Source organism: Klebsiella pasteurii (assembly GCF_018139045.1).
GTDB lineage: Bacteria > Pseudomonadota > Gammaproteobacteria > Enterobacterales > Enterobacteriaceae > Klebsiella > Klebsiella grimontii.
Window position 1 is genome coordinate 4,998,610 of sequence record NZ_CP073236.1, and the last position, 20,127, is coordinate 5,018,736.

At 54.3% G+C, this 20,127-nt stretch carries 18 protein-coding genes; 11 read left to right on the top strand and 7 right to left on the bottom strand.

Annotated elements, in window-relative coordinates:
- Positions 1-240: 240 nt before the first annotated feature.
- Together clcA and erpA are read left to right on the top strand one after the other, a co-directional pair.
- Positions 241-1,659, top strand: a complete 1,419-nt coding sequence (gene clcA / locus KCG39_RS23405) for a H(+)/Cl(-) exchange transporter ClcA (protein ID WP_032742254.1) — start codon at positions 241-243, stop codon at positions 1,657-1,659.
- Positions 1,660-1,740: 81 nt separating this feature from the next.
- Entirely contained in the window at positions 1,741-2,085 is a 345-nt protein-coding gene (erpA, locus tag KCG39_RS23410; protein ID WP_004098733.1) for an iron-sulfur cluster insertion protein ErpA, read from the top strand.
- 87 nt (positions 2,086-2,172) lie between these two features.
- On the opposite strand, the gene KCG39_RS23415 is transcribed toward erpA, so the two are convergent.
- The 3 genes from KCG39_RS23415 to mtnN form a co-directional block, all read right to left on the bottom strand.
- A complete protein-coding gene (locus tag KCG39_RS23415; RefSeq protein WP_004129095.1) occupies positions 2,173-2,796 on the bottom strand; it encodes a TRIC cation channel family protein in 624 nt (207 codons plus the stop codon).
- A gap of 180 nt (positions 2,797-2,976) precedes the next feature.
- Positions 2,977-3,777 (bottom strand): vitamin B12 ABC transporter substrate-binding protein BtuF, encoded by an 801-nt coding sequence (btuF, locus tag KCG39_RS23420; protein WP_142468512.1) that lies wholly within the window; start codon positions 3,775-3,777, stop codon positions 2,977-2,979.
- Entirely contained in the window at positions 3,770-4,468 is a 699-nt protein-coding gene (gene mtnN / locus KCG39_RS23425; protein ID WP_004129100.1) for a 5'-methylthioadenosine/S-adenosylhomocysteine nucleosidase, read from the bottom strand. The genes btuF and mtnN overlap by 8 nt, the downstream gene beginning before the upstream one ends.
- 84 nt (positions 4,469-4,552) lie before the next feature.
- Between mtnN and dgt the strand changes: the two genes are divergently transcribed.
- The 3 genes from dgt (at position 4,553) to cdaR (ending at position 8,988) form a co-directional block, all read left to right on the top strand.
- Entirely contained in the window at positions 4,553-6,067 is a 1,515-nt protein-coding gene (gene dgt / locus KCG39_RS23430) for a dGTPase (RefSeq protein WP_032742042.1), read from the top strand.
- A 134-nt stretch (positions 6,068-6,201) separates the two neighbouring features.
- Entirely contained in the window at positions 6,202-7,641 is a 1,440-nt protein-coding gene (gene degP, locus KCG39_RS23435; protein ID WP_004098740.1) for a serine endoprotease DegP, read from the top strand.
- A 189-nt stretch (positions 7,642-7,830) separates the two neighbouring features.
- Positions 7,831-8,988 carry a DNA-binding transcriptional regulator CdaR gene (gene cdaR, locus KCG39_RS23440; protein WP_004098741.1) on the top strand — a complete coding sequence of 386 codons (1,158 nt, stop codon included), beginning with the start codon at positions 7,831-7,833 and terminating at the stop codon, positions 8,986-8,988.
- A gap of 47 nt (positions 8,989-9,035) precedes the next feature.
- Here cdaR and KCG39_RS23445 read toward each other — a convergent pair whose 3' ends face one another.
- From KCG39_RS23445 to map, 4 genes are all read right to left on the bottom strand, one after another.
- On the bottom strand, positions 9,036-9,425 hold the full coding sequence (locus KCG39_RS23445; RefSeq protein WP_004098742.1) for a DUF3461 family protein: 390 nt from the start codon (positions 9,423-9,425) through the stop codon (positions 9,036-9,038).
- A 107-nt stretch (positions 9,426-9,532) separates the two neighbouring features.
- Positions 9,533-10,357 (bottom strand): 2,3,4,5-tetrahydropyridine-2,6-dicarboxylate N-succinyltransferase, encoded by an 825-nt coding sequence (gene dapD, locus KCG39_RS23450; RefSeq protein ID WP_004129103.1) that lies wholly within the window; start codon positions 10,355-10,357, stop codon positions 9,533-9,535.
- Positions 10,358-10,390: 33 nt separating this feature from the next.
- A complete protein-coding gene (gene glnD / locus KCG39_RS23455) occupies positions 10,391-13,054 on the bottom strand; it encodes a bifunctional uridylyltransferase/uridylyl-removing protein GlnD (protein ID WP_049114434.1) in 2,664 nt (887 codons plus the stop codon).
- Positions 13,055-13,245: 191 nt separating this feature from the next.
- Entirely contained in the window at positions 13,246-14,040 is a 795-nt protein-coding gene (gene map / locus KCG39_RS23460; RefSeq protein ID WP_004129107.1) for a type I methionyl aminopeptidase, read from the bottom strand.
- Positions 14,041-14,363: 323 nt separating this feature from the next.
- Between map and rpsB the strand changes: the two genes are divergently transcribed.
- The 6 genes from rpsB (at position 14,364) to ispU (ending at position 20,122) form a co-directional block, all read left to right on the top strand.
- Positions 14,364-15,089, top strand: coding sequence for a 30S ribosomal protein S2 (rpsB, locus tag KCG39_RS23465; RefSeq protein WP_003856207.1), 726 nt, complete (start codon positions 14,364-14,366; stop codon positions 15,087-15,089).
- Positions 15,090-15,208: 119 nt separating this feature from the next.
- Positions 15,209-16,060: a translation elongation factor Ts gene (gene tsf, locus KCG39_RS23470; protein ID WP_004098746.1), complete on the top strand. Its 852-nt coding sequence runs from the start codon at positions 15,209-15,211 to the stop codon at positions 16,058-16,060.
- A gap of 146 nt (positions 16,061-16,206) precedes the next feature.
- Positions 16,207-16,932 carry a UMP kinase gene (gene pyrH / locus KCG39_RS23475; protein ID WP_004098747.1) on the top strand — a complete coding sequence of 242 codons (726 nt, stop codon included), beginning with the start codon at positions 16,207-16,209 and terminating at the stop codon, positions 16,930-16,932.
- Positions 16,933-17,137: 205 nt separating this feature from the next.
- Positions 17,138-17,695 carry a ribosome recycling factor gene (gene frr / locus KCG39_RS23480; RefSeq protein ID WP_004098748.1) on the top strand — a complete coding sequence of 186 codons (558 nt, stop codon included), beginning with the start codon at positions 17,138-17,140 and terminating at the stop codon, positions 17,693-17,695.
- A gap of 226 nt (positions 17,696-17,921) precedes the next feature.
- On the top strand, positions 17,922-19,121 hold the full coding sequence (gene ispC / locus KCG39_RS23485) for a 1-deoxy-D-xylulose-5-phosphate reductoisomerase (RefSeq protein ID WP_004129108.1): 1,200 nt from the start codon (positions 17,922-17,924) through the stop codon (positions 19,119-19,121).
- 242 nt (positions 19,122-19,363) lie between these two features.
- Positions 19,364-20,122 carry a (2E,6E)-farnesyl-diphosphate-specific ditrans,polycis-undecaprenyl-diphosphate synthase gene (gene ispU / locus KCG39_RS23490; protein ID WP_004129109.1) on the top strand — a complete coding sequence of 253 codons (759 nt, stop codon included), beginning with the start codon at positions 19,364-19,366 and terminating at the stop codon, positions 20,120-20,122.
- Positions 20,123-20,127 lie beyond the last annotated feature (5 nt).

Consider the following 20,127-nt stretch of genomic DNA (forward strand, 5'->3'; position numbering starts at 1 on the left):
ATACCCGTCATACTTCAAGTTGCAGGTGTGTTGGCTGCGCTCGTTCACCCGAATCACTTACCAGAGTAAGCTCATCGGGATTCACTCTTTTGCCGCCTTCCTGCAACTCGAATTATTTAGGTATGAAAGTTTTGCCCAATTGAAACAATGGGCTCGCAGCGCATTTTTTTGACGACGGCGCTTGTCCGGTTGGCTAGAATGCCTTTCTTTCTATTTGTATTACTCATCATTGATAATGGCATGAAAGCAGAAAATCCCTCTTCTTCAGCACATCAGTTCGTACGCGTTCGCCGCAGCGATGCCGTGCGTCGGTTGATTCAGCGTGATAAGACGCCGCTGGCGGTGTTATTAATGGCCGCTGTTGTCGGAACGCTGGCGGGGCTGGTAGGCGTCGCGTTTGAGAAAAGCGTCAACTGGGTGCAGAACCTGCGTATTGGCGCGCTGGTAGAAGTGGCTGACCACTGGTTTCTGGTGTGGCCGCTGGCCTTTATTCTCTCCGCTTTGCTGGCGATGGTGGGCTATTTCCTCGTGCGGCGTTTTGCGCCGGAAGCGGGCGGCTCCGGGATACCGGAAATTGAAGGCGCGCTGGAAGAGCTGCGTCCCGTCCGCTGGTGGCGCGTGCTGCCGGTGAAGTTTATCGGCGGGATGGGTACGCTGGGCGCGGGAATGGTGCTGGGACGCGAAGGGCCGATGGTCCAGCTCGGGGGCAATCTGGGGCGCATGGTGGTGGACGTGTTCCGCATGCGCAGTCCGGAAGCGCGCCATACGCTGCTGGCGACCGGCGCCGCGGCGGGGCTCTCCGCTGCCTTTAACGCGCCGCTCGCCGGGATCCTGTTTATCATTGAGGAGATGCGCCCGCAGTTTCGCTACAATCTGATCTCTATTAAAGCCGTGTTTACCGGCGTGATTATGGCCACCATTGTTTTCCGTATCTTCAACGGCGATAAAGCGGTTATTGAGGTCGGTAAGCTCAGCAATGCGCCGGTCAACACCCTGTGGTTGTATTTGATCCTCGGGATGATTTTTGGCTGCATTGGCCCACTGTTTAATACGCTGGTGCTGCGTACCCAGGATATGTTCCAGCGGATCCACGGCGGCAATATCAAAAAGTGGGTGCTGATTGGCGGCCTGATCGGCGGCAGCTGCGGCGTGCTGGGGCTGATTCAGCCAACGGCGTCCGGCGGCGGGTTTAACCTGATCCCTATCGCCGCGGCGGGCAATTTTTCCGTTGGCCTGCTCCTGTTTATTTTTATCGCGCGGGTGATCACCACGCTGCTCTGCTTCTCTTCCGGCGCGCCCGGCGGTATCTTTGCGCCGATGCTGGCGCTGGGGACGCTGCTGGGGACGGCGTTTGGCATGGCGGCGACGCCGCTGTTTCCGGCCTATCATCTGGATGCAGGAACTTTTGCCATCGCCGGGATGGGCGCGCTGCTCGCCGCCTCGGTCCGCGCGCCGTTGACCGGCATCGTTCTGGTGCTGGAGATGACCGATAACTATCAGCTCATTTTGCCAATGATTATTACCTGTCTCGGCGCAACACTATTGGCACAATTCCTCGGCGGTAAGCCTTTATACTCGACAATCCTGCAGCGCACCCTGGCAAAACAAAAGGCGGAGCAGGAAGCCAAGGCGCAGCCGGTCGGCGGGGAGAATACTTGAACGATTTACTCGGGTATTGGATAATGGCTCAAAAGGTCGGGTTATTCTTTAACCGGTCAGAAGTATCAATGGGAGCATAAAATGAGTGATGACGTAGCGTTGCCGCTGGAGTTTACCGAAGCCGCAGCGATTAAAGTAAAAGACCTGATTGCTGATGAAGACAATCCCAACCTGAAACTGCGCGTATATATCACCGGCGGTGGCTGCAGCGGTTTCCAGTACGGTTTTACCTTCGACGATCAGGTTAACGAAGGCGATATGACTATTGAGAAGCAGGGCGTCGGCCTGGTGGTTGACCCAATGAGCCTGCAGTATCTGGTCGGCGGCGCCGTCGATTATACCGAAGGTCTGGAAGGTTCACGTTTTATCGTGACCAACCCGAATGCGAAAAGCACCTGCGGCTGCGGCTCCTCGTTCAGCGTCTAAAGATAGCGCGGCCTCCCCTGAACTCTCCCGCAGAGAGAGGGAGCCAACGCTAAAAACGGTAACGTTAAGGTTACCGTTTTGCTTTTCTTACCGCCCATTCTCATCAAGCGCAAAAGTTGGCAGCTTCAGATGCCAGCGGATTGCCGCCAGCCTGATGACCAGCGTGACCACCATACCTATCATCGCCGCGTTTTCTAACGGAACCTGAAAAGTGTAGTACGCCGTCGCATGCACGATGCCACCAACGATGCAGGCCGTCGCGTAGATTTCCGTACGCAGTATCATCGGGATTTCGCGCGCCAGCACATCGCGGATGATCCCCCCGCCGACGCCGGTGACGACGCCCATACAGACGGCCACCAGGGGCCCGCTATGGGCAATAAAGGCTTTGTTGACGCCGATACCGACAAACACCGCCAGACCAACGGCGTCCAGCACTGGCAGTACCCATTTAGGTAACCGGCGCGGCTGGCGCACCAGCAGGATAGTGAACATGCTGGTAACCATCGCCACCACCAGATCGGTAGGATCTTTAACCCAAAATACCGGGCCGTTAGCAAGGGCCATATCGCGAATGGTCCCGCCGCCCACCGCGGTAACCACGCCTAATACCAGCACGCCGAAAGGGTCCATGCGCAGCTTTCCAGCCAGCAGGACGCCGGAGATGGCAAACACGGCGGTGCCAATAATATCCAGCCAATAGACAAGCATCGTCAGTTCCCACTTATTGTCTATCCCATCAGGTTATTTCATTTGCCAGTTTGACCCTGGTCAGCGCTTACGAACCTCACGTACTGCGTGTACGCTGCGGTTGCTCCGCGCTGTCCTCCAAACTGGCTGCAACAATTGCGCCTGGTGGGATAGGTTCTGAGCACCTGGGTTAGCAGGTGGTTATTTTATCTGCTCGAGCGCAGTACAGAGTTGTTTTGCGGCGAGGATAATACGTGGGCTCGCGCGTTCAAACCAGTCGCCATGTAGCGCAATAAACGAAATTTTTAGCTGATTCTGCCAATAGCGCTCAACGGCGGGAAGTTGACTGGCGTCGCCGGCGATGACAATGGCCTGAGGCTGCCTTGCCAGTACCTGTTCACGGCTCACCTGCGGCCAGGGAACCCGGCTGGCGGCAAAAATGTTTTCTCCACCGCACAGGGTCAGAACCTGATCCTGAATCGATCCTTTTCTGGTGGTAAAGAGCGGGCTGGCGCCGAACTGTAAAAAAACGCGTTTTTTCGGCCCGCTCGCATAGCGGGCTTTTAAGGTCTGGTACTCGTCCTGCATTTTCTGCGCCGCCTGCCGCGCCTTTTCCGGCTGCGGGCTCCACTGCGCCAGTTGGCGAAGCGTTGCGATAATGTCTTCAATGGTCGCCGTTTCGACCCAGATGACTTTTATCCCGAGCGAGCTTAGCTGATTCACCTGACGTTCAGCGTTGCCGCCGCGCCACGCCAGCACCATGTCGGGCTTGAGGGCGACGATGCGTTCCAGATTCATCCCTTGCCAGCTGGAAACCTGCTCTATTTTTGCGGCTTCGGGGGGATAATCGGAATAGCTGCTGACGCCAACCGGCGTAATGCCGGCGGCAAACGCCAGTTCAGTATTGGCAGGAGAGAGCGTAATCACCCGCGGCGCGGCGAAAAGCCACGCCGGGGCGAGCAGCAACAGGACGGCAAGCGCCGCGTTGAGCGACTTAGCCACGGGCCAGGCGCTGCACCAGGTTTTCCACCATCAGGGTGGATTGCTTCGCGGCAACGGCGAGAAACTCGTCGAAGCTCAGATGCGACTGCTGGTCGGCAACGTCAGAGATCGCGCGAACGACAACAAACGGTACACCATAGTTGTGGCAGACGTGCGCGATGGCTGTGGCTTCCATTTCTACCGCGACGGCCTGCGGGAAGTTGTGGCGGATTTTTGCGAGGCCAATAGAACCGTTGATGAAGGCGTCGCCGCTGACGATCAGTCCGCGTACCGCATTCAGGTTCAGCGCCTTGATGCAGGTCTCCGCGGCGGCAATCAGCTTATCATCGGCTTTGAAACCGGCAGGGCAGCCCGGCAGCTGGCCATACTCATAGCCAAACGCGGTGACGTCCGCGTCGTGATAGCGCGTTTCGTCGGAGACGACGATATCGCCGACCTTCAGGGTTGATGCCAGACCGCCCGCGGAACCGGTGTTAATAATCACATCCGGCTTGCAGTGCTCCATCAGCAGGGTCGCGCCCATGGCGGCGGCCACTTTGCCAATACCCGATTTCAACAGAGCGACGTCAATACCCTGAAGCTGGCCGGTGTAGATTTCGCTGCCGCCGATAGTGAGGGTCTGGCGGTTGTCGATTTTGTCGCGCAGAAGGGTAACTTCTTCTTCCATTGCGCCAATAATACCGATTTTCATAGATTTACTCGCGATGTGTGGGTTTTAGCGGCATAGTCTATCATGCGCTTAGAAGGAAACGTTATTGCTCGCTCGGGGGAGATCATGGCTAAGATCGATTTTCGCAACAAGATTAACTGGCGTCGCCGCTATCGTTCACCGCAGGGCGTTGAGACGGAGCGTGAAATCCTGCGAATTTTCGAAAGCGATCGTGGGCGCATCATCAACTCTCCGGCGATCCGCCGGTTGCAGCAGAAAACCCAGGTTTTCCCGCTGGAGCGCAACGCCGCGGTGCGAACCCGTCTGACCCACTCCCTGGAGGTTCAACAGGTTGGCCGCTATATCGCTAAAGAGGTGCTGAGCCGACTGAAAGAACAGAAGCTGCTGGAGAGCTACGGGCTGGATGAGCTCACCGGGCCGTTCGAAAGCATCGTTGAAATGGCCTGCCTGATGCACGATATCGGCAATCCGCCTTTTGGCCATTTTGGCGAGGCGGCCATTAACGATTGGTTCAGCCAGCGGCTTTTCCCCGGTGATGCGGCCAGCCAGCCGTTAACCGACGATCGCTGCGTGGTCGCGGCGCTGCGCCTGCAGGAAGGCGATAGCCAGCTGAATGAGCTGCGGCGTAAGGTTCGCCAGGATTTATGCTGGTTTGAAGGCAATGCCCAGGGCATTCGCTTAGTGCATACGCTGATGCGAATGAATCTGACCTGGGCGCAGGTGGGCTGTATTCTAAAATATACGCGTCCGGCATGGTGGCGCGGGGAACCGCCGGCCAGCCACAATTATTTAATGAAAAAACCCGGTTATTATTTAGCCGAAGAGGGCTATGTTGCGAGGTTGCGTAAAGAACTTGATCTGGCCCCTTACAATCGCTTCCCATTAACGTGGATTATGGAAGCTGCGGATGACATCTCATATTGCGTCGCCGACCTTGAAGATGCGGTAGAAAAACGCATCTTCAGCGTAGAGCAGCTTTATCAGCATCTCTATGAAGCCTGGGGCGTTCACGAAAAAGGTTCCTTGTTTAATCAAGTTGTCGAAAACGCCTGGGAGAAATCGCGTGCGAATTCTCTTAGCCGGAGTACCGAAGATCAATTTTTTATGTATTTACGGGTAAATACGCTCAATAGGCTGGTACCCTACGCGGCGCGTCGGTTTATTGATAATCTGCCGAAGATTTTTAGCGGCGATTTTAATCATGCGCTGCTGGAGGATGACAGCGATTGCAGTCAATTGCTTGAACTTTATAAAAATGTTGCGGTAAAACATGTGTTTAGCCATCCTGACGTCGAACAGCTGGAACTTCAGGGCTATCGTGTTATTAGCGGTTTACTCGATATTTATCAGCCGTTGCTAAAATTATCGCTGGATGAGTTTAGTCTGCTGGTGGAAAAAGAGCGGGTGAGAAGTTTACCGATTGCATCACGTCTTTTCCAGAAGCTTTCGACTCGTCATCGGTTGGCCTACGTAGAGGCGGTAAATAAAATTTCGCGCAATAATCCGGAATTCCCGGTGCTGGAATATTATTATCGCTGTCGTCTCATTCAGGACTATATCAGCGGCATGACCGACTTGTATGCATGGGATGAATATCGACGATTGATGGCCGTAGAATAAGGGTGAGTTTTGTAAAGACGGACAATAAATTTTTACTTTTACCCAAACTTCATTCCGGAACTTCGCGCTATAAAATGACTCTGATAGTCACCAACACAGCAACTATTCGTTATCTGAAATCGAGATTGAAACATATGAAAAAAACCACGTTAGCAATGAGTGCCCTGGCTCTGAGTTTAGGTCTGGCGTTGTCCCCTCTCTCTGCGAGCGCGGCGGAAACAGCTTCTTCGGCGACTAATGCGCAGCAAATGCCAAGCCTGGCCCCGATGCTGGAAAAAGTGATGCCGTCGGTCGTGAGCATTAACGTTGAGGGGAGCACCACCGTTAATACGCCGCGGATGCCGCGTAACTTCCAGCAGTTCTTTGGCGATAATTCGCCGTTCTGTCAGGATGGTTCTCCGTTCCAAAGCTCTCCGTTCTGTCAGGGCGGCGGGCAGGGCGGCGCGCCGGGTAGCGATGGCGGCCAGCAGCAGAAATTTATGGCCCTCGGTTCCGGGGTGATCATCGATGCCGCTAAAGGCTATGTCGTCACCAACAACCACGTGGTGGATAACGCCACCACGATCAAAGTTCAGCTGAGCGATGGACGTAAGTTCGACGCGAAAGTGGTGGGTAAAGATCCGCGTTCTGATATTGCGCTGATTCAAATTCAGGATCCGAAAAACCTGAGCGCGATTAAGCTGGCGGACTCTGACGCCCTGCGCGTCGGCGATTATACCGTAGCGATCGGTAACCCGTTTGGTCTGGGCGAAACCGTCACTTCGGGGATCGTCTCCGCATTAGGTCGTAGCGGCCTGAACGTTGAAAATTATGAAAACTTTATCCAGACCGATGCGGCGATTAACCGCGGTAACTCCGGCGGCGCGCTGGTTAACCTCAACGGCGAGCTGATCGGTATCAACACCGCGATTCTGGCGCCGGACGGCGGCAACATTGGTATCGGTTTCGCTATTCCGAGCAACATGGTGAAAAACCTGACCGATCAGATGGTCAAATTTGGCCAGGTTAAACGCGGTGAGCTGGGCATCATGGGGACCGAGCTGAATTCCGAACTGGCGAAAGCGATGAAAGTCGACGCTCAGCGCGGCGCCTTCGTCAGCCAGGTGATGCCGAACTCGGCGGCCGCGAAAGCGGGGATTAAAGCCGGTGACGTGATTACGACTCTGAACGGTAAGTCGATCAGCAGCTTTGCCGCGCTGCGTGCCCAGGTGGGCACCATGCCGATCGGCAGCAAAGTCGAGCTTGGCCTGCTGCGTGACGGTAAGCCGGTGACGGTGACCGTTGAGCTACAGCAAAGCAACCAGAATCAGGTTGATTCAAGCACTATCTTCAACGGTATTGAAGGTGCTGAAATGAGCAACAAAGGCCAGGACAAAGGCGTCGTGGTGAGCAATGTGAAAGCGGGAACGCCGGCGGCGCAGATTGGCCTGAAGAAAGGCGATATTATCGTTGGCGCTAACCAGCAGCCGGTGAAAAATATCGCCGACCTGCGCAAAATCTTTGATGCCAAACCGTCGGTTCTGGCCCTCAATATCCAGCGCGGCGATACGTCGATTTATCTGCTGATGCAGTAATTTCTGACGGTTCGCAAAGCCCCTTTTCTCCTTGCGGAGAGAAGGGGCTTTTTATTTCTTCCGGAGCTTCCCTTTTCGTTCTGTGACATCTTCCACAACTCCATACATCTTGTCCCGCCTTTGTGCGAATGCACAATGCGGCGTGTTGCCAACTCTTTTATGCTGGTCGCCTGCTCACGGGAGGGTTACATGGCTGGCTGGCATCTTGATACCAAAATGGCGCAGGATATCGTGGCGCGTACGATGCGCATCATTGATACCAATATTAACGTAATGGATGCCCGCGGGCGCATTATCGGCAGCGGAGACCGCGAGCGAATTGGTGAATTGCACGAAGGCGCGCTATTAGTGCTTTCTCAGGGCCGCGTTGTCGATATTGATGATGCTGTTGCCCGACATCTGCACGGCGTGCGCCAGGGGATCAACTTGCCGCTGCGTCTGGAAGGGGAGATCGTCGGCGTCATCGGCCTGACCGGCGAACCGGAATCGCTGCGTAAATACGGTGAACTGGTTTGTATGACCGCCGAGATGATGCTGGAACAATCGCGGTTGATGCATCTTCTGGCCCAGGATAGCCGTCTGCGCGAAGAGCTGGTTATGAACCTGATTCAGGCGGAAGAGAACACCCCGGCGCTGACCGAGTGGGCCCAGCGTCTGGGGATCGATCTCAATCAGCCTCGCGTGGTGGCGATGATAGAAGTAGATAGCGGCCAGTTGGGCGTAGATAGCGCGATGGCGGAGCTGCAGCAGCTCCAGACCGCGTTGACCACGCCGGACCGTAATAATCTGGTGGCCATTGTCTCGCTGACGGAAATGGTGGTGCTGAAACCCGCGCTGAATGCCTTTGGCCGCTGGGATGCGGAAGATCATTGCAAACGGGTCGAGCAGCTGATCAGCCGGATGAAAGAGAATGGTCAGCTGCGTTTTCGCGTGGCGTTGGGAAACTTTTTTACCGGGCCGGGCAGTATCGCCCGTTCATACCGCACCGCCAGGACCACGATGATGGTCGGCAAGCAGCGGATGCCGGAGAGCCGCAGCTATTTCTACCAGGATTTGATGCTGCCGGTGCTGCTTGATAGCCTGCGCGGCGGCTGGCAGGCCAATGAACTGGCGCGCCCGCTGGTTCGCCTGAAGGCGATGGATAACAACGGTCTGCTGCGCCGCACCTTACAGGCATGGTTTCGTCACAACGTGCAGCCGCTGGCGACCTCAAAGGCGCTGTTTATTCACCGCAATACGCTGGAATACCGTTTGAACCGCATTTCTGAGCTGACGGGGCTGGATTTAGGCAATTTTGACGATCGTCTGCTGCTGTATATTGCGCTGCAGCTCGATGAGCAGAGATAGAATACCGTTCCCGGCCAGGAGGATTAACGCCGGGAACAGGGCTCAACTTATTTATTGCGGGTCAGTTTTTCCAGATCGGATTCGATTTCGCTGATCTTATTGGTCACCACGCTTTCCAGGTGACGCAGATCGTCAAGGATCTTACGTTTCAGATCGATTTCGGTACGATCGCGCTGACAGATTTGATCCAATTCGTCGATGATATAGCGTAGGTTAGGGCTAATTTCCTGGACTTCTTTATATCCCTGGCCCACGCCGTCGGCGACCACGGTTTTGCGCTGACGCGGATATTTGAATTTGACGCTCTTAGCGAAGAACTCGCCTTTATCCTTCTGAAAGTAGATTTTCAGAATGTCGTTGTTGGCTTCCTGCCGCAGGCTATAGCGATCGATTTCATCAGGATTGGTAATACCAAGACTTTTCAGATTATCGTACATAACGGTACCTTTGATATCATCGTAATCTTTGAATAATTAACGAAAAAATCTATCTTCGCCAGCTTAATATATAAAAAAAGCGGGATGCCTCCCGCTTTTCATACTGCTTAGTCGATGGTACGCAGAAGTTCGTTGATTCCAACTTTGCCGCGGGTTTTGGCATCGACTTTTTTGACGATGACCGCGCAGTACAGGCTGTACTTGCCATCTTTTGACGGCAGGTTGCCGGAGACGACGACGGAGCCTGCTGGAACACGGCCATAGAACACTTCACCGGTTTCGCGGTCGTAGATTTTGGTGCTCTGGCCGAGGTACACGCCCATAGAGATAACGGAACCCTCTTCGACGATAACGCCCTCAACGACTTCGGAACGCGCGCCGATAAAGCAGTTATCTTCGATAATGGTCGGGTTAGCCTGCAGCGGCTCCAGTACGCCACCGATACCGACGCCGCCGGACAAGTGGACGTTTTTGCCGATCTGCGCGCAGGAACCGACGGTCGCCCAGGTATCCACCATGGAACCTTCGTCAACGTAGGCGCCGATGTTCACATAGGACGGCATCAGAACCGTATTGCGAGCGATAAACGCCCCCTGACGAACGGCTGCTGGCGGAACGACGCGGAACCCTTCTTTCTGGAAACGCGCTTCATCATAATCCGCGAACTTCATTGGGACTTTATCGAAGTAGCGGCTTTCCGCACCATCGATAACCTGGTTATCGTTAATACGGAAAGAGAGCAGAACCGCTTTCTTCAGCCACTGATGGGTGACCCACTGGCCGTCAACTTTTTCAGCGACACGCAGCGCGCCGGAATCAAGCAGAGAAATCACCTGGTTAACCGCTTCGCGGGTCACGGTATCCACGTTTGCCGGGGTGATGTCGGCGCGACGCTCAAAAGCGGACTCAATAACGTTCTGTAATTGCTGCATTGTTTACTCTTTCCATTTACTTAAAAAAATACGTTACCCTTTATCGTTTGGATTGAGGGCCTCTGTCAACCGTTGTTGCACTTCTTGCTGTAGCTCATTATTAAGGGCGCGCCGGTCTGCCGTGGCGATTATAAATAAATCTTCTACTCGCTCACCAATTGTCGTAATTCGCGCCCCGTGGAGCGAAATGCCGAGGTCGGCAAACACCTGGCCGACGCGCGCTAACAGACCCGGCTGATCGAGAGCAATCAGCTCAAGAAAGGATTTCCGGTCGGTATGCGTCGGCAGGAAATTCACCTCTGTCGGCACGGAAAAATGCCTCAGCTTCGCCGCCTGACGACGGGGCGCCGGCGGCTGCCAGCTGCGCTGGCTGATGGTCTGCTCCAGGCCCACGCGGATCATTTCGTGCCTGTCGGCGGAAAGCGGGCTGCCGTCCGGCTCAAGAACGATAAAGGTATCCATCGCCATGCCGTCTCGGGTGGTGAAGATCTGCGCATCGTGAACGCTAAGATTACGGCGATCCAGTTCGCCGCAAACGGCAGCAAAGAGGTAAGGGCGGTCCGGGCTCCAGATAAAAATCTCGGTGCCGCCGCGCGTGGCGTGGGAACTGAGCAGGATCATCGGCTTGCTGAGATCGTGCCGCAGCAGATTGCGCGCATGCCATGCGAGCTGGTTTGGCGTATGGCGCACAAAGTAGTTGGCGCGGCAGCGGTTCCAGATTTGGTGCAGCGCCTGTTCATTGATATTTTCCATCCGCAGCAGCGCCAGCGCCTGTAGCTGATGGTGACGCACCCGCTCGCGCATATCCGGCGTGTTTTGCATCCCCCGGCGCAGCTGTTTTTCGGTGGCGAAATAGAGCTCGCGCAGCAGGCTCTGCTTCCAGCTGTTCCACAGGTTTTCGTTGGTGGCGCAGATATCGGCGACGGTCAGGCAGACCAGATAGTGCAGACGATTTTCCGTTTGCACCTCTTCGGCGAACTGCTTAATCACTTCCGGATCCTGAATATCGCGACGTTGGGCGGTGACCGACATCAGCAGATGATGGCGCACCAGCCAGGCGACCAGCTGGGTTTCTCGCGAGTTAAGACCGTGAAGCTCGGCGAATTTCAGCACGTCCTGCGCGCCGAGAATCGAATGGTCGCCGCCGCGCCCTTTGGCGATATCGTGGAAGAGGGCGGCGATAAGGATCAGCTCCGGATGCGTCAGGCGTGGCCACAGTTCCACGCACAGCGGATGGCGGCTACGGGTCTCTTCTTTGGCGAAGCTCTCGAGCTTCAGCAGCACGCGGATGGTGTGTTCATCAACGGTATAGGCGTGAAACAGATCGAACTGCATCTGGCCGACAATATGCGACCATTGCGGCATATAGGCCCACAGCACGCTATGGCGGTGCATTGGCAGCAGCCCGCGGCTTACCGCGCCCTGATGGCGCAGCATACTGAGGAACAGGGTCCGCGCTTCCGGAATGTAGCAAAGCGGCTGCGTCAGATGACGGCGGGCGTGGCGCAGATGGCGAAGCGTGGTGGAGTAAATGCCGGTGATGCTGCTGTTGCGCACCATCGTATAGAACATGCGCAGAATGGCCTGCGGTTCACGGATAAACAGCGTGTCATCGCGCAGATCGATAAGCGTGCCGCGCAGTTGAAAATCATCATCAATCGGCCGCGGCTTCTCATCCTCGGTGAGCGCGAGAATCGCTTCTTCGAACAGCTGGATCAGCATTTGATTCAGCTCGCTCACCCGGCGGGTGACGCGGAAGAAATCCTTCATCATATGCTCAATCGGCTGGTTGCTTTCGCCTTCATAGCGCAGACGGCGGGCGACGCTGAACTGCCTGTCGAACAGCAGGCGATTATCGTAGCGGTTGAGCTCAAGATGTAGCGCAAAGCGAATGCGCCAGAGCTGATGCAGGCATTCATTAAGCTCGTTGCGTTCGGCTTCGGTCAGGAAGCCGAAGCCGACCATTTCATCAAGCGAGGTGGCGCCGAAATGGCGTCGCGCGATCCACTGTAGGGTGTGGATATCGCGCAGGCCGCCCGGGCTGCTTTTCACGTCTGGCTCCAGGTTATAGCTGGTCCCGTGATAGCGCTGATGGCGTACATTCTGCTCTTCAACTTTTGCCGCAAAGAACTTTTCCGATGGCCAGAAGCCGTCGCTGAATATGTGTTTTTGTAGTTCAAGGAACAGCGCGACGTCGCCAATAAGCAGACGCGATTCAATCAGGTTGGTGGCGACGCTGAGGTCCGACAGTCCCTCCAGCAGGCACTCTTCGAGGGTGCGCACGCTGTGGCCGACTTCGAGTTTGATATCCCACAGCAGCGTCAGCAGCTCGCCGACCTTTTGCGCCTGTTCATCGGGGAGCTTTTTGCGGCTCAAAATAAGCAGATCGATATCAGAAAGCGGGTGCAGTTCACCGCGGCCGTAGCCGCCGACGGCGACCAGCGCGATGTCGTTAATTGAACCGAAACCGTACTCGACCCACAGCCGCTGGAGCAGCTGATCGATAAATTCTGTACGTGCTTCAATCAATCTTTCCGCGGCAATACCGCTATCAAAAGCCTCGCCCAGCCAGCGCTGAAAAACGTCGATAAGCGCTTTAATCGTCGCGCAATTGAAATCACTTTTTGGCCACTCGCCCGGATTTTCTGGCTGAGCGGACAGATCAAGGGGGACAGTATTAGATAGAGAGTTGCTCATTGCGCCACCATAAGAAAGAACTATCGCCCATAAAAAATCGCCGGGAGCGATTTTTAACGTCGCTTGCGGCGGCCCACAGGGTGACGGGCAGGACGCCCGTCATAAAAAATCGCCGGGAGCGATTATTAACGTCGCTTGCGGCGACCCACAGGATGCCCGTCATAAAAAAGCCGGCTGGCGCCGGCTTTTCATCATTCGTTGTGCGAGATTATCGCCGGGATAGTGTCATCCTGGCGTAACGTCAGTATTTCGCAGCCGTTATCTGTCACCACAATAGTATGCTCATACTGCGCAGACAAGCTCCGGTCTTTAGTTTTTACCGTCCAGCCGTCTTTCATGCTGCGGATCTCTTTTTTACCCGCGTTGACCATTGGCTCAATGGTAAAGGTCATACCGGGTTTGAGCACCACGTTGGTTTCCGGAGAGTCGTAATGCAGCACCTGCGGTTCTTCATGGAAACCGCGGCCGATACCGTGGCCGCAGTACTCGCGTACCACGGAGAAACCTTCGGCTTCAACGTATTTTTGAATAGCGGCGCCGATAGCGCGCAGATTAATCCCCGGTTTGACCATTTTGAGGGCCAGATAGAGGCTTTCCTGGGTGATGCGGCACAGGCGCTCGCCGAGAATGGTCGGTTTACCGACGATAAACATCTTCGAGGTATCGCCGTGGAAATCATCTTTAATGACGGTGACGTCAATGTTGACAATATCGCCATCTTTCAGCAATTTGCCGTCGTCCGGGATCCCGTGGCACACCACTTCATTAATAGAGATGCAGACGGATTTCGGGAAGCCGTGGTAGCCCAGGCAGGCGGATACGGCTTTTTGTTCGTTAACGATATAATCGTTGCAGATGCGGTCCAGTTCGCCGGTGCTGACGCCCGGTTTTACGTAGGGTTCGATCATTTCCAGCACTTCGGCGGCCAGGCGGCCGGCAACGCGCATTTTTTCGATGTCTTCAGATGTCTTGATAGAAATAGCCATGGATTGTGTCCAGCAGTGTCGATTTTTTCGACAATAATAGATTATGTCTGAACAATGTTAACAGTCCGGGCGTCCTGCTGCCAAATTGAGAATCATTAGCAGCACGCGACGTCAACAACAGTTGGTTTCCGATCCTGTTTTGTGGTATAAAGCGCGCCGGACTTCTGTTCCATTCTCAGATACACAAGATGGACTGAAGCGACAAATCTCACTTTGTGTAACAACACACACGTATCGACACATATTCCGGGGTGCCCTTTGGGGTCGGTAATATGGGATACGTGGAGGCATAACCCCAACTTTTATCTATAGAGGTTTTAAACATGGCAACTGTTTCCATGCGCGACATGCTCAAGGCTGGTGTTCACTTTGGTCACCAGACCCGTTACTGGAACCCGAAAATGAAGCCTTTCATCTTCGGCGCGCGTAACAAAGTTCACATCATCAACCTTGAGAAAACTGTACCGATGTTCAACGAAGCTCTGGCTGAACTGAACAAGATCTCTTCTCGCAAAGGCAAAATCCTTTTCGTTGGTACTAAGCGCGCTGCAAGCGAAGCGGTAAAAGACGCTGCTAACAGCTGCGACCAGTTCTTCGTGAACCATCGCTGGCTGGGCGGTATGCTGACTAACTGGAAAACCGTTCGTCAGTCTATCAAACGTCTGAAAGACCTGGAAACTCAGTCCCAGGACGGTACTTTCGACAAGCTGACCAAGAAAGAAGCGCTGATGCGCACTCGTGAGCTGGACAAGCTGGAAAACAGCCTGGGCGGTATCAAAGACATGGGCGGCCTGCCGGACGCGCTGTTCGTTATCGACGCTGACCACGAGCACATCGCAATCAAAGAAGCAAACAACCTGGGTATTCCGGTATTTGCTATCGTTGATACTAACTCCGATCCGGACGGCGTTGACTTCGTTATCCCGGGTAACGACGACGCAATCCGTGCAGTTAGCCTGTACCTGAGCGCTGTTGCTGCTACCGTTCGTGAAGGCCGTTCTCAGGATCTGGCTTCTCAGGCGGAAGAAAGCTTCGTAGAAGCTGAATAATAAGGCATACCCTTATTTAGTACCGTGTATAAATAGGGGCCTCTTAGCGGCCCCTTTTTCACTTTCAAATCTGTCTGGTTCCTGGAACCGGGCAGATCACATCTCCCGAGGAATAAAGAATGGCTGAAATTACCGCATCCCTGGTAAAAGAGCTGCGCGAGCGTACTGGCGCAGGCATGATGGATTGCAAAAAAGCGCTGACTGAAGCGAACGGCGACATCGAGCTGGCAATCGAAAACATGCGTAAATCCGGTGCTATTAAAGCAGCGAAAAAAGCAGGCAACGTTGCTGCTGACGGCGTAATCATTACTAAAATCGATGGCACCTACGGCATCATTCTGGAAGTTAACTGCCAGACTGACTTCGTTGCTAAAGATGGTGGTTTCCAGGCATTTGCTAACAAAGTTCTGGACGCAGCTGTTGCTGGCAAAATCACTGACGTTGAAGTTCTGAAAGCACAGTTCGAAGAAGAACGCGTTGCGCTGGTTGCTAAAATCGGTGAGAACATCAACATCCGTCGCGTTTCTTCTCTGGAAGGCGAAGTTCTGGGTTCTTACCAGCATGGCGCGCGTATCGGCGTTCTGGTTGCCGCTAAAGGCGCGAGCGAAGAGCTGGTTAAACAGCTGGCTATGCACATCGCTGCAAGCAAGCCTGAATTCGTTAAGCCGGAAGACGTTTCCGCTGAAGTGGTAGAAAAAGAGTACCAGGTTCAGCTGGACATCGCCATGCAGTCTGGCAAGCCGAAAGAAATCGCAGAGAAAATGGTTGAAGGCCGCATGAAGAAATTCACCGGCGAAGTTTCTCTGACCGGCCAGCCGTTCGTTATGGACCCGAGCAAATCTGTTGCTCAGCTGCTGAAAGAGCACAACGCTGACGTGACTGGCTTCATCCGCTTTGAAGTGGGCGAAGGCATTGAGAAAGTTGAGACTGACTTTGCAGCAGAAGTTGCTGCGATGTCCAAGCAGTCTTAATTTTCAAAAGGAGCCGCCTGAGGGCGGCTTCTTTTTGCGCTTAATGTGTAAATTCAGCCAACCGCTATAGTGGGTACGCTGAAAAGCGACGTACAATGTCGCCAGAATTAACTCATCTCATTCGTTGACAGTCTCAGGAAAGAAACATGGCTACCAATGCAAAACCCGTCTACAAACGTATTCTGCTTAAGTTAAGTGGCGAAGCTCTGCAAGGTTCAGAAGGCTTCGGTATTGATGCGAGCATACTTGACCGCATGGCTCAGGAAATCAAAGAACTGGTTGAGCTGGGTATTCAGGTTGGCGTAGTGATTGGTGGCGGTAACCTGTTCCGTGGAGCTGGTCTGGCGAAAGCGGGTATGAACCGCGTTGTGGGCGACCACATGGGCATGCTGGCAACGGTCATGAACGGCCTTGCAATGCGTGATGCACTTCATCGCGCCTATGTGAACGCCCGCCTGATGTCAGCGATTCCGCTGAATGGCGTGTGCGATAACTACAGCTGGGCGGAAGCTATCAGCCTGCTGCGTAACAACCGCGTGGTGATTCTTTCCGCGGGTACCGGTAACCCATTCTTTACCACCGATTCCGCTGCCTGCCTGCGCGGCATTGAAATTGAAGCCGATGTGGTACTGAAAGCAACCAAAGTCGACGGTGTATTTACCGCCGATCCGGCCAAAGATCCTTCCGCAACCATGTACGATCAGCTGACCTACAGCGAAGTACTGGATAAAGAGCTGAAAGTGATGGATCTTGCGGCCTTTACCCTGGCGCGTGACCACAAACTGCCGATTCGCGTATTCAATATGAATAAGCCTGGCGCGCTGCGCCGCGTGGTGATGGGTGAAAAAGAAGGCACATTAATTACTGAGTAATTCCCGTCAGCGTCAAATACGGGTAATATTCGGCCTTACTTTTTCGGGTTTTTGACCCGATGGTTTTCAACATGTTCTGTGGACGGAATGCTGCGGCTGACCCGTAGCCTGAAAGACGCTGAGCATAAACATGACTATACTTAGCTCACTTTTGCAGTGGGCGACCGTCTGGTCTGTCTGAGACAAGTTTTCAAGGATTCGTAACGTGATTAGCGATATCAGAAAAGATGCTGAAGTACGCATGGACAAATGCGTCGAAGCGTTCAAAACCCAAATCAGCAAAATACGCACGGGTCGTGCTTCTCCCAGCCTGCTGGATGGCATTATCGTGGAATACTACGGCACGCCGACCCCGCTGCGTCAGCTGGCTAGCGTAACGGTAGAAGACTCCCGCACCCTGAAGATCAACGTCTTCGATCGCTCCATGAGCCCGGCCGTTGAAAAAGCGATTATGGCTTCCGACCTCGGTCTGAACCCAAGCTCTGCGGGTAGCGATATCCGCGTTCCGCTGCCGCCGCTGACCGAAGAGCGTCGTAAAGATCTGACCAAAATCGTGCGTGGCGAAGCTGAACAAGCGCGCGTTGCCGTGCGTAACGTTCGTCGCGATGCCAACGATAAAGTCAAAGCGCTTCTGAAAGAGAAAGAGATCAGCGAAGATGACGATCGCCGCTCTCAGGAAGATGTGCAGAAAATGACTGACGCTGCTATCAAGAAAGTTGATGCGGCGCTGGCGGATAAAGAAGCGGAACTGATGCAGTTCTGATTCTCTGCCGACACGCAGGTCTAAGCATTGTCCTGCGTAAAATCTGAAACGCCGTACAGGAGACCGTACGCTCAATTTTCGGGATTGCGTTTAGACGGCTGGCCTTGTAGCCTTTGGCGCCAAGTCAAAGGCTCGGCGCCTCCGCTCTATTATCCGATGATTGATGCATAAGGGTTTGCTGGCGGCGTTTTGCTTTTTATCCTGTCTTCATTTTTCTGGACGCCTCATGAAGCAATTAACCATTCTTGGTTCGACCGGTTCTATTGGCTGCAGCACGCTGGATGTGGTGCGCCATAATCCTGATAGCTTTTCTATCACCGCGCTGGTCGCCGGGAAAAATGTCGACCGTATGGTTGAACAATGTCTGGAATTTTCCCCTCGTTACGCGGTAATGGACGATGCGCACAGCGCGGAGCTGCTGCGGGCAAAACTGCGCGAGCAGGGTAGCCGTACGGAAGTCATGAGCGGCCAGCAGGCGGCGGCTGAGGTGGCGGCGCTGGACGAGGTTGAGCAGGTGATGGCGGCGATTGTCGGCGCAGCGGGCCTGGTGCCGACGCTTGCAGCCATCCGCGCGGGTAAAACGGTGCTGCTGGCGAACAAAGAGTCGCTGGTGACCTGCGGTCGTCTGTTTATGGAGGCCGTGCAGCAGTCCGGCGCACGATTGTTACCGGTTGATAGCGAGCATAATGCGATTTTTCAGAGTATGCCGGAAACAATTCAACATAATCTGGGATACGCTGATTTAACCCAAAACGGCGTGGCGTCGATCCTCCTCACCGGCTCTGGCGGCCCCTTCCGGGAAACGGCGATTTCTGAGCTGGCGGCGATGACTCCCGACCGGGCCTGTAAGCATCCAAACTGGTCGATGGGGCGCAAAATATCTGTCGATTCGGCCACCATGATGAATAAGGGGCTGGAGTATATCGAAGCCCGGTGGCTGTTTAACGCCTCGGCGGAGCAAATGGAAGTTCTGATCCATCCGCAATCGGTGATTCATTCGATGGTGCGTTATCAGGATGGTAGCGTCCTGGCGCAGCTCGGCGAGCCGGATATGCGTACGCCGATTGCCCACACGATGGGCTGGCCAAAACGCCTTAATTCTGGCGTGAAACCGCTGGATTTCTGTCAGTTGAGCAATCTGAGCTTCTCGGCGCCGGATTACGGCCGTTACCCGTGCCTGAAGCTGGCCATGGAGGCTTTTGATGTCGGTCAGGCGGCGACCACGACGCTGAATGCGGCAAATGAAGTGTCGGTCGCGGCGTTTCTGAACGGTGATATTCGCTTTACCGATATTGCGGCGATAAATCAGGCGGTGCTGGATCAACAGGCGTTAAATGAGCCGCAAAGTATTGATGAAGTGCTGGCTATTGATGCCATGGCCCGGGTAAGCGCAGGTCAGCTCCTGGCCGCGCGGCGCAAATTCTGATACTCGTTGTGATATTTGTGGGCGCTGTGCTTCAGTGATATAGTCTGCGCCATCCGATCGTTGCATTTTGTTGTGAAAGATTACGGTGGCCGTGGCAAGACACGGCTTTTTTGCGTAAAGCTTTTGGTTGTTCTCTGCGATTGGCCGTAGCTCCGGTACCGGATAAAAATGCGTATCCAGCGCTGACCGGTGGCCCGTGTTTAGTAGCTTAGCTAATCCTTATTATGGACTTAAAACGCGTTATGTTGTCTGCTAATCAAACTGTCAGCGAAATGTTGCCTGCGCATGGGTGCCGTCATGTGGCCATTATTATGGATGGCAACGGGCGTTGGGCAAAACGGCAAGGAAAGATCCGCGCCTTTGGCCATAAAGCCGGCGCAAAATCTGTTCGTCGCGCCGTTTCTTTCGCGGCGAATAATGGTATTGAAGCGTTGACGTTATACGCGTTCAGCAGTGAAAACTGGAATCGCCCGGCGCAGGAAGTCAGTGCGCTGATGGAGCTATTTGTCTGGGCGCTGGATAGCGAAGTGAAAAGTCTGCACCGACATAATGTGCGCCTGCGTATCATCGGCGAGACCACGCGCTTCAACGCGCGTCTCCAGGAGCGTATTCGCAAAGCCGAGGCGCTGACGGAGAACAACACCGGTTTGACCCTGAACATTGCTGCGAACTACGGCGGCCGCTGGGACATCGTTCAGGGCGTACGTCATCTGGCCAAACAGGTACAAGACGGGTTGCTACAGCCCGAGCAAATTACAGAAGAGATGCTGAGCCAGCAGGTCTGTATGCATGAACTTGCTCCCGTAGATTTAGTTATTAGGACCGGGGGAGAGCATCGCATTAGTAATTTTTTGATTTGGCAAATTGCCTATGCCGAACTTTACTTTACGGATGTTCTTTGGCCCGATTTCGCTGAACAGGACTTTGAAGGTGCACTCCATGCCTTTGTTAATCGTGAGCGTCGCTTCGGCGGCACTGAACCGGGCGGCAACAATGCCTGATGGGG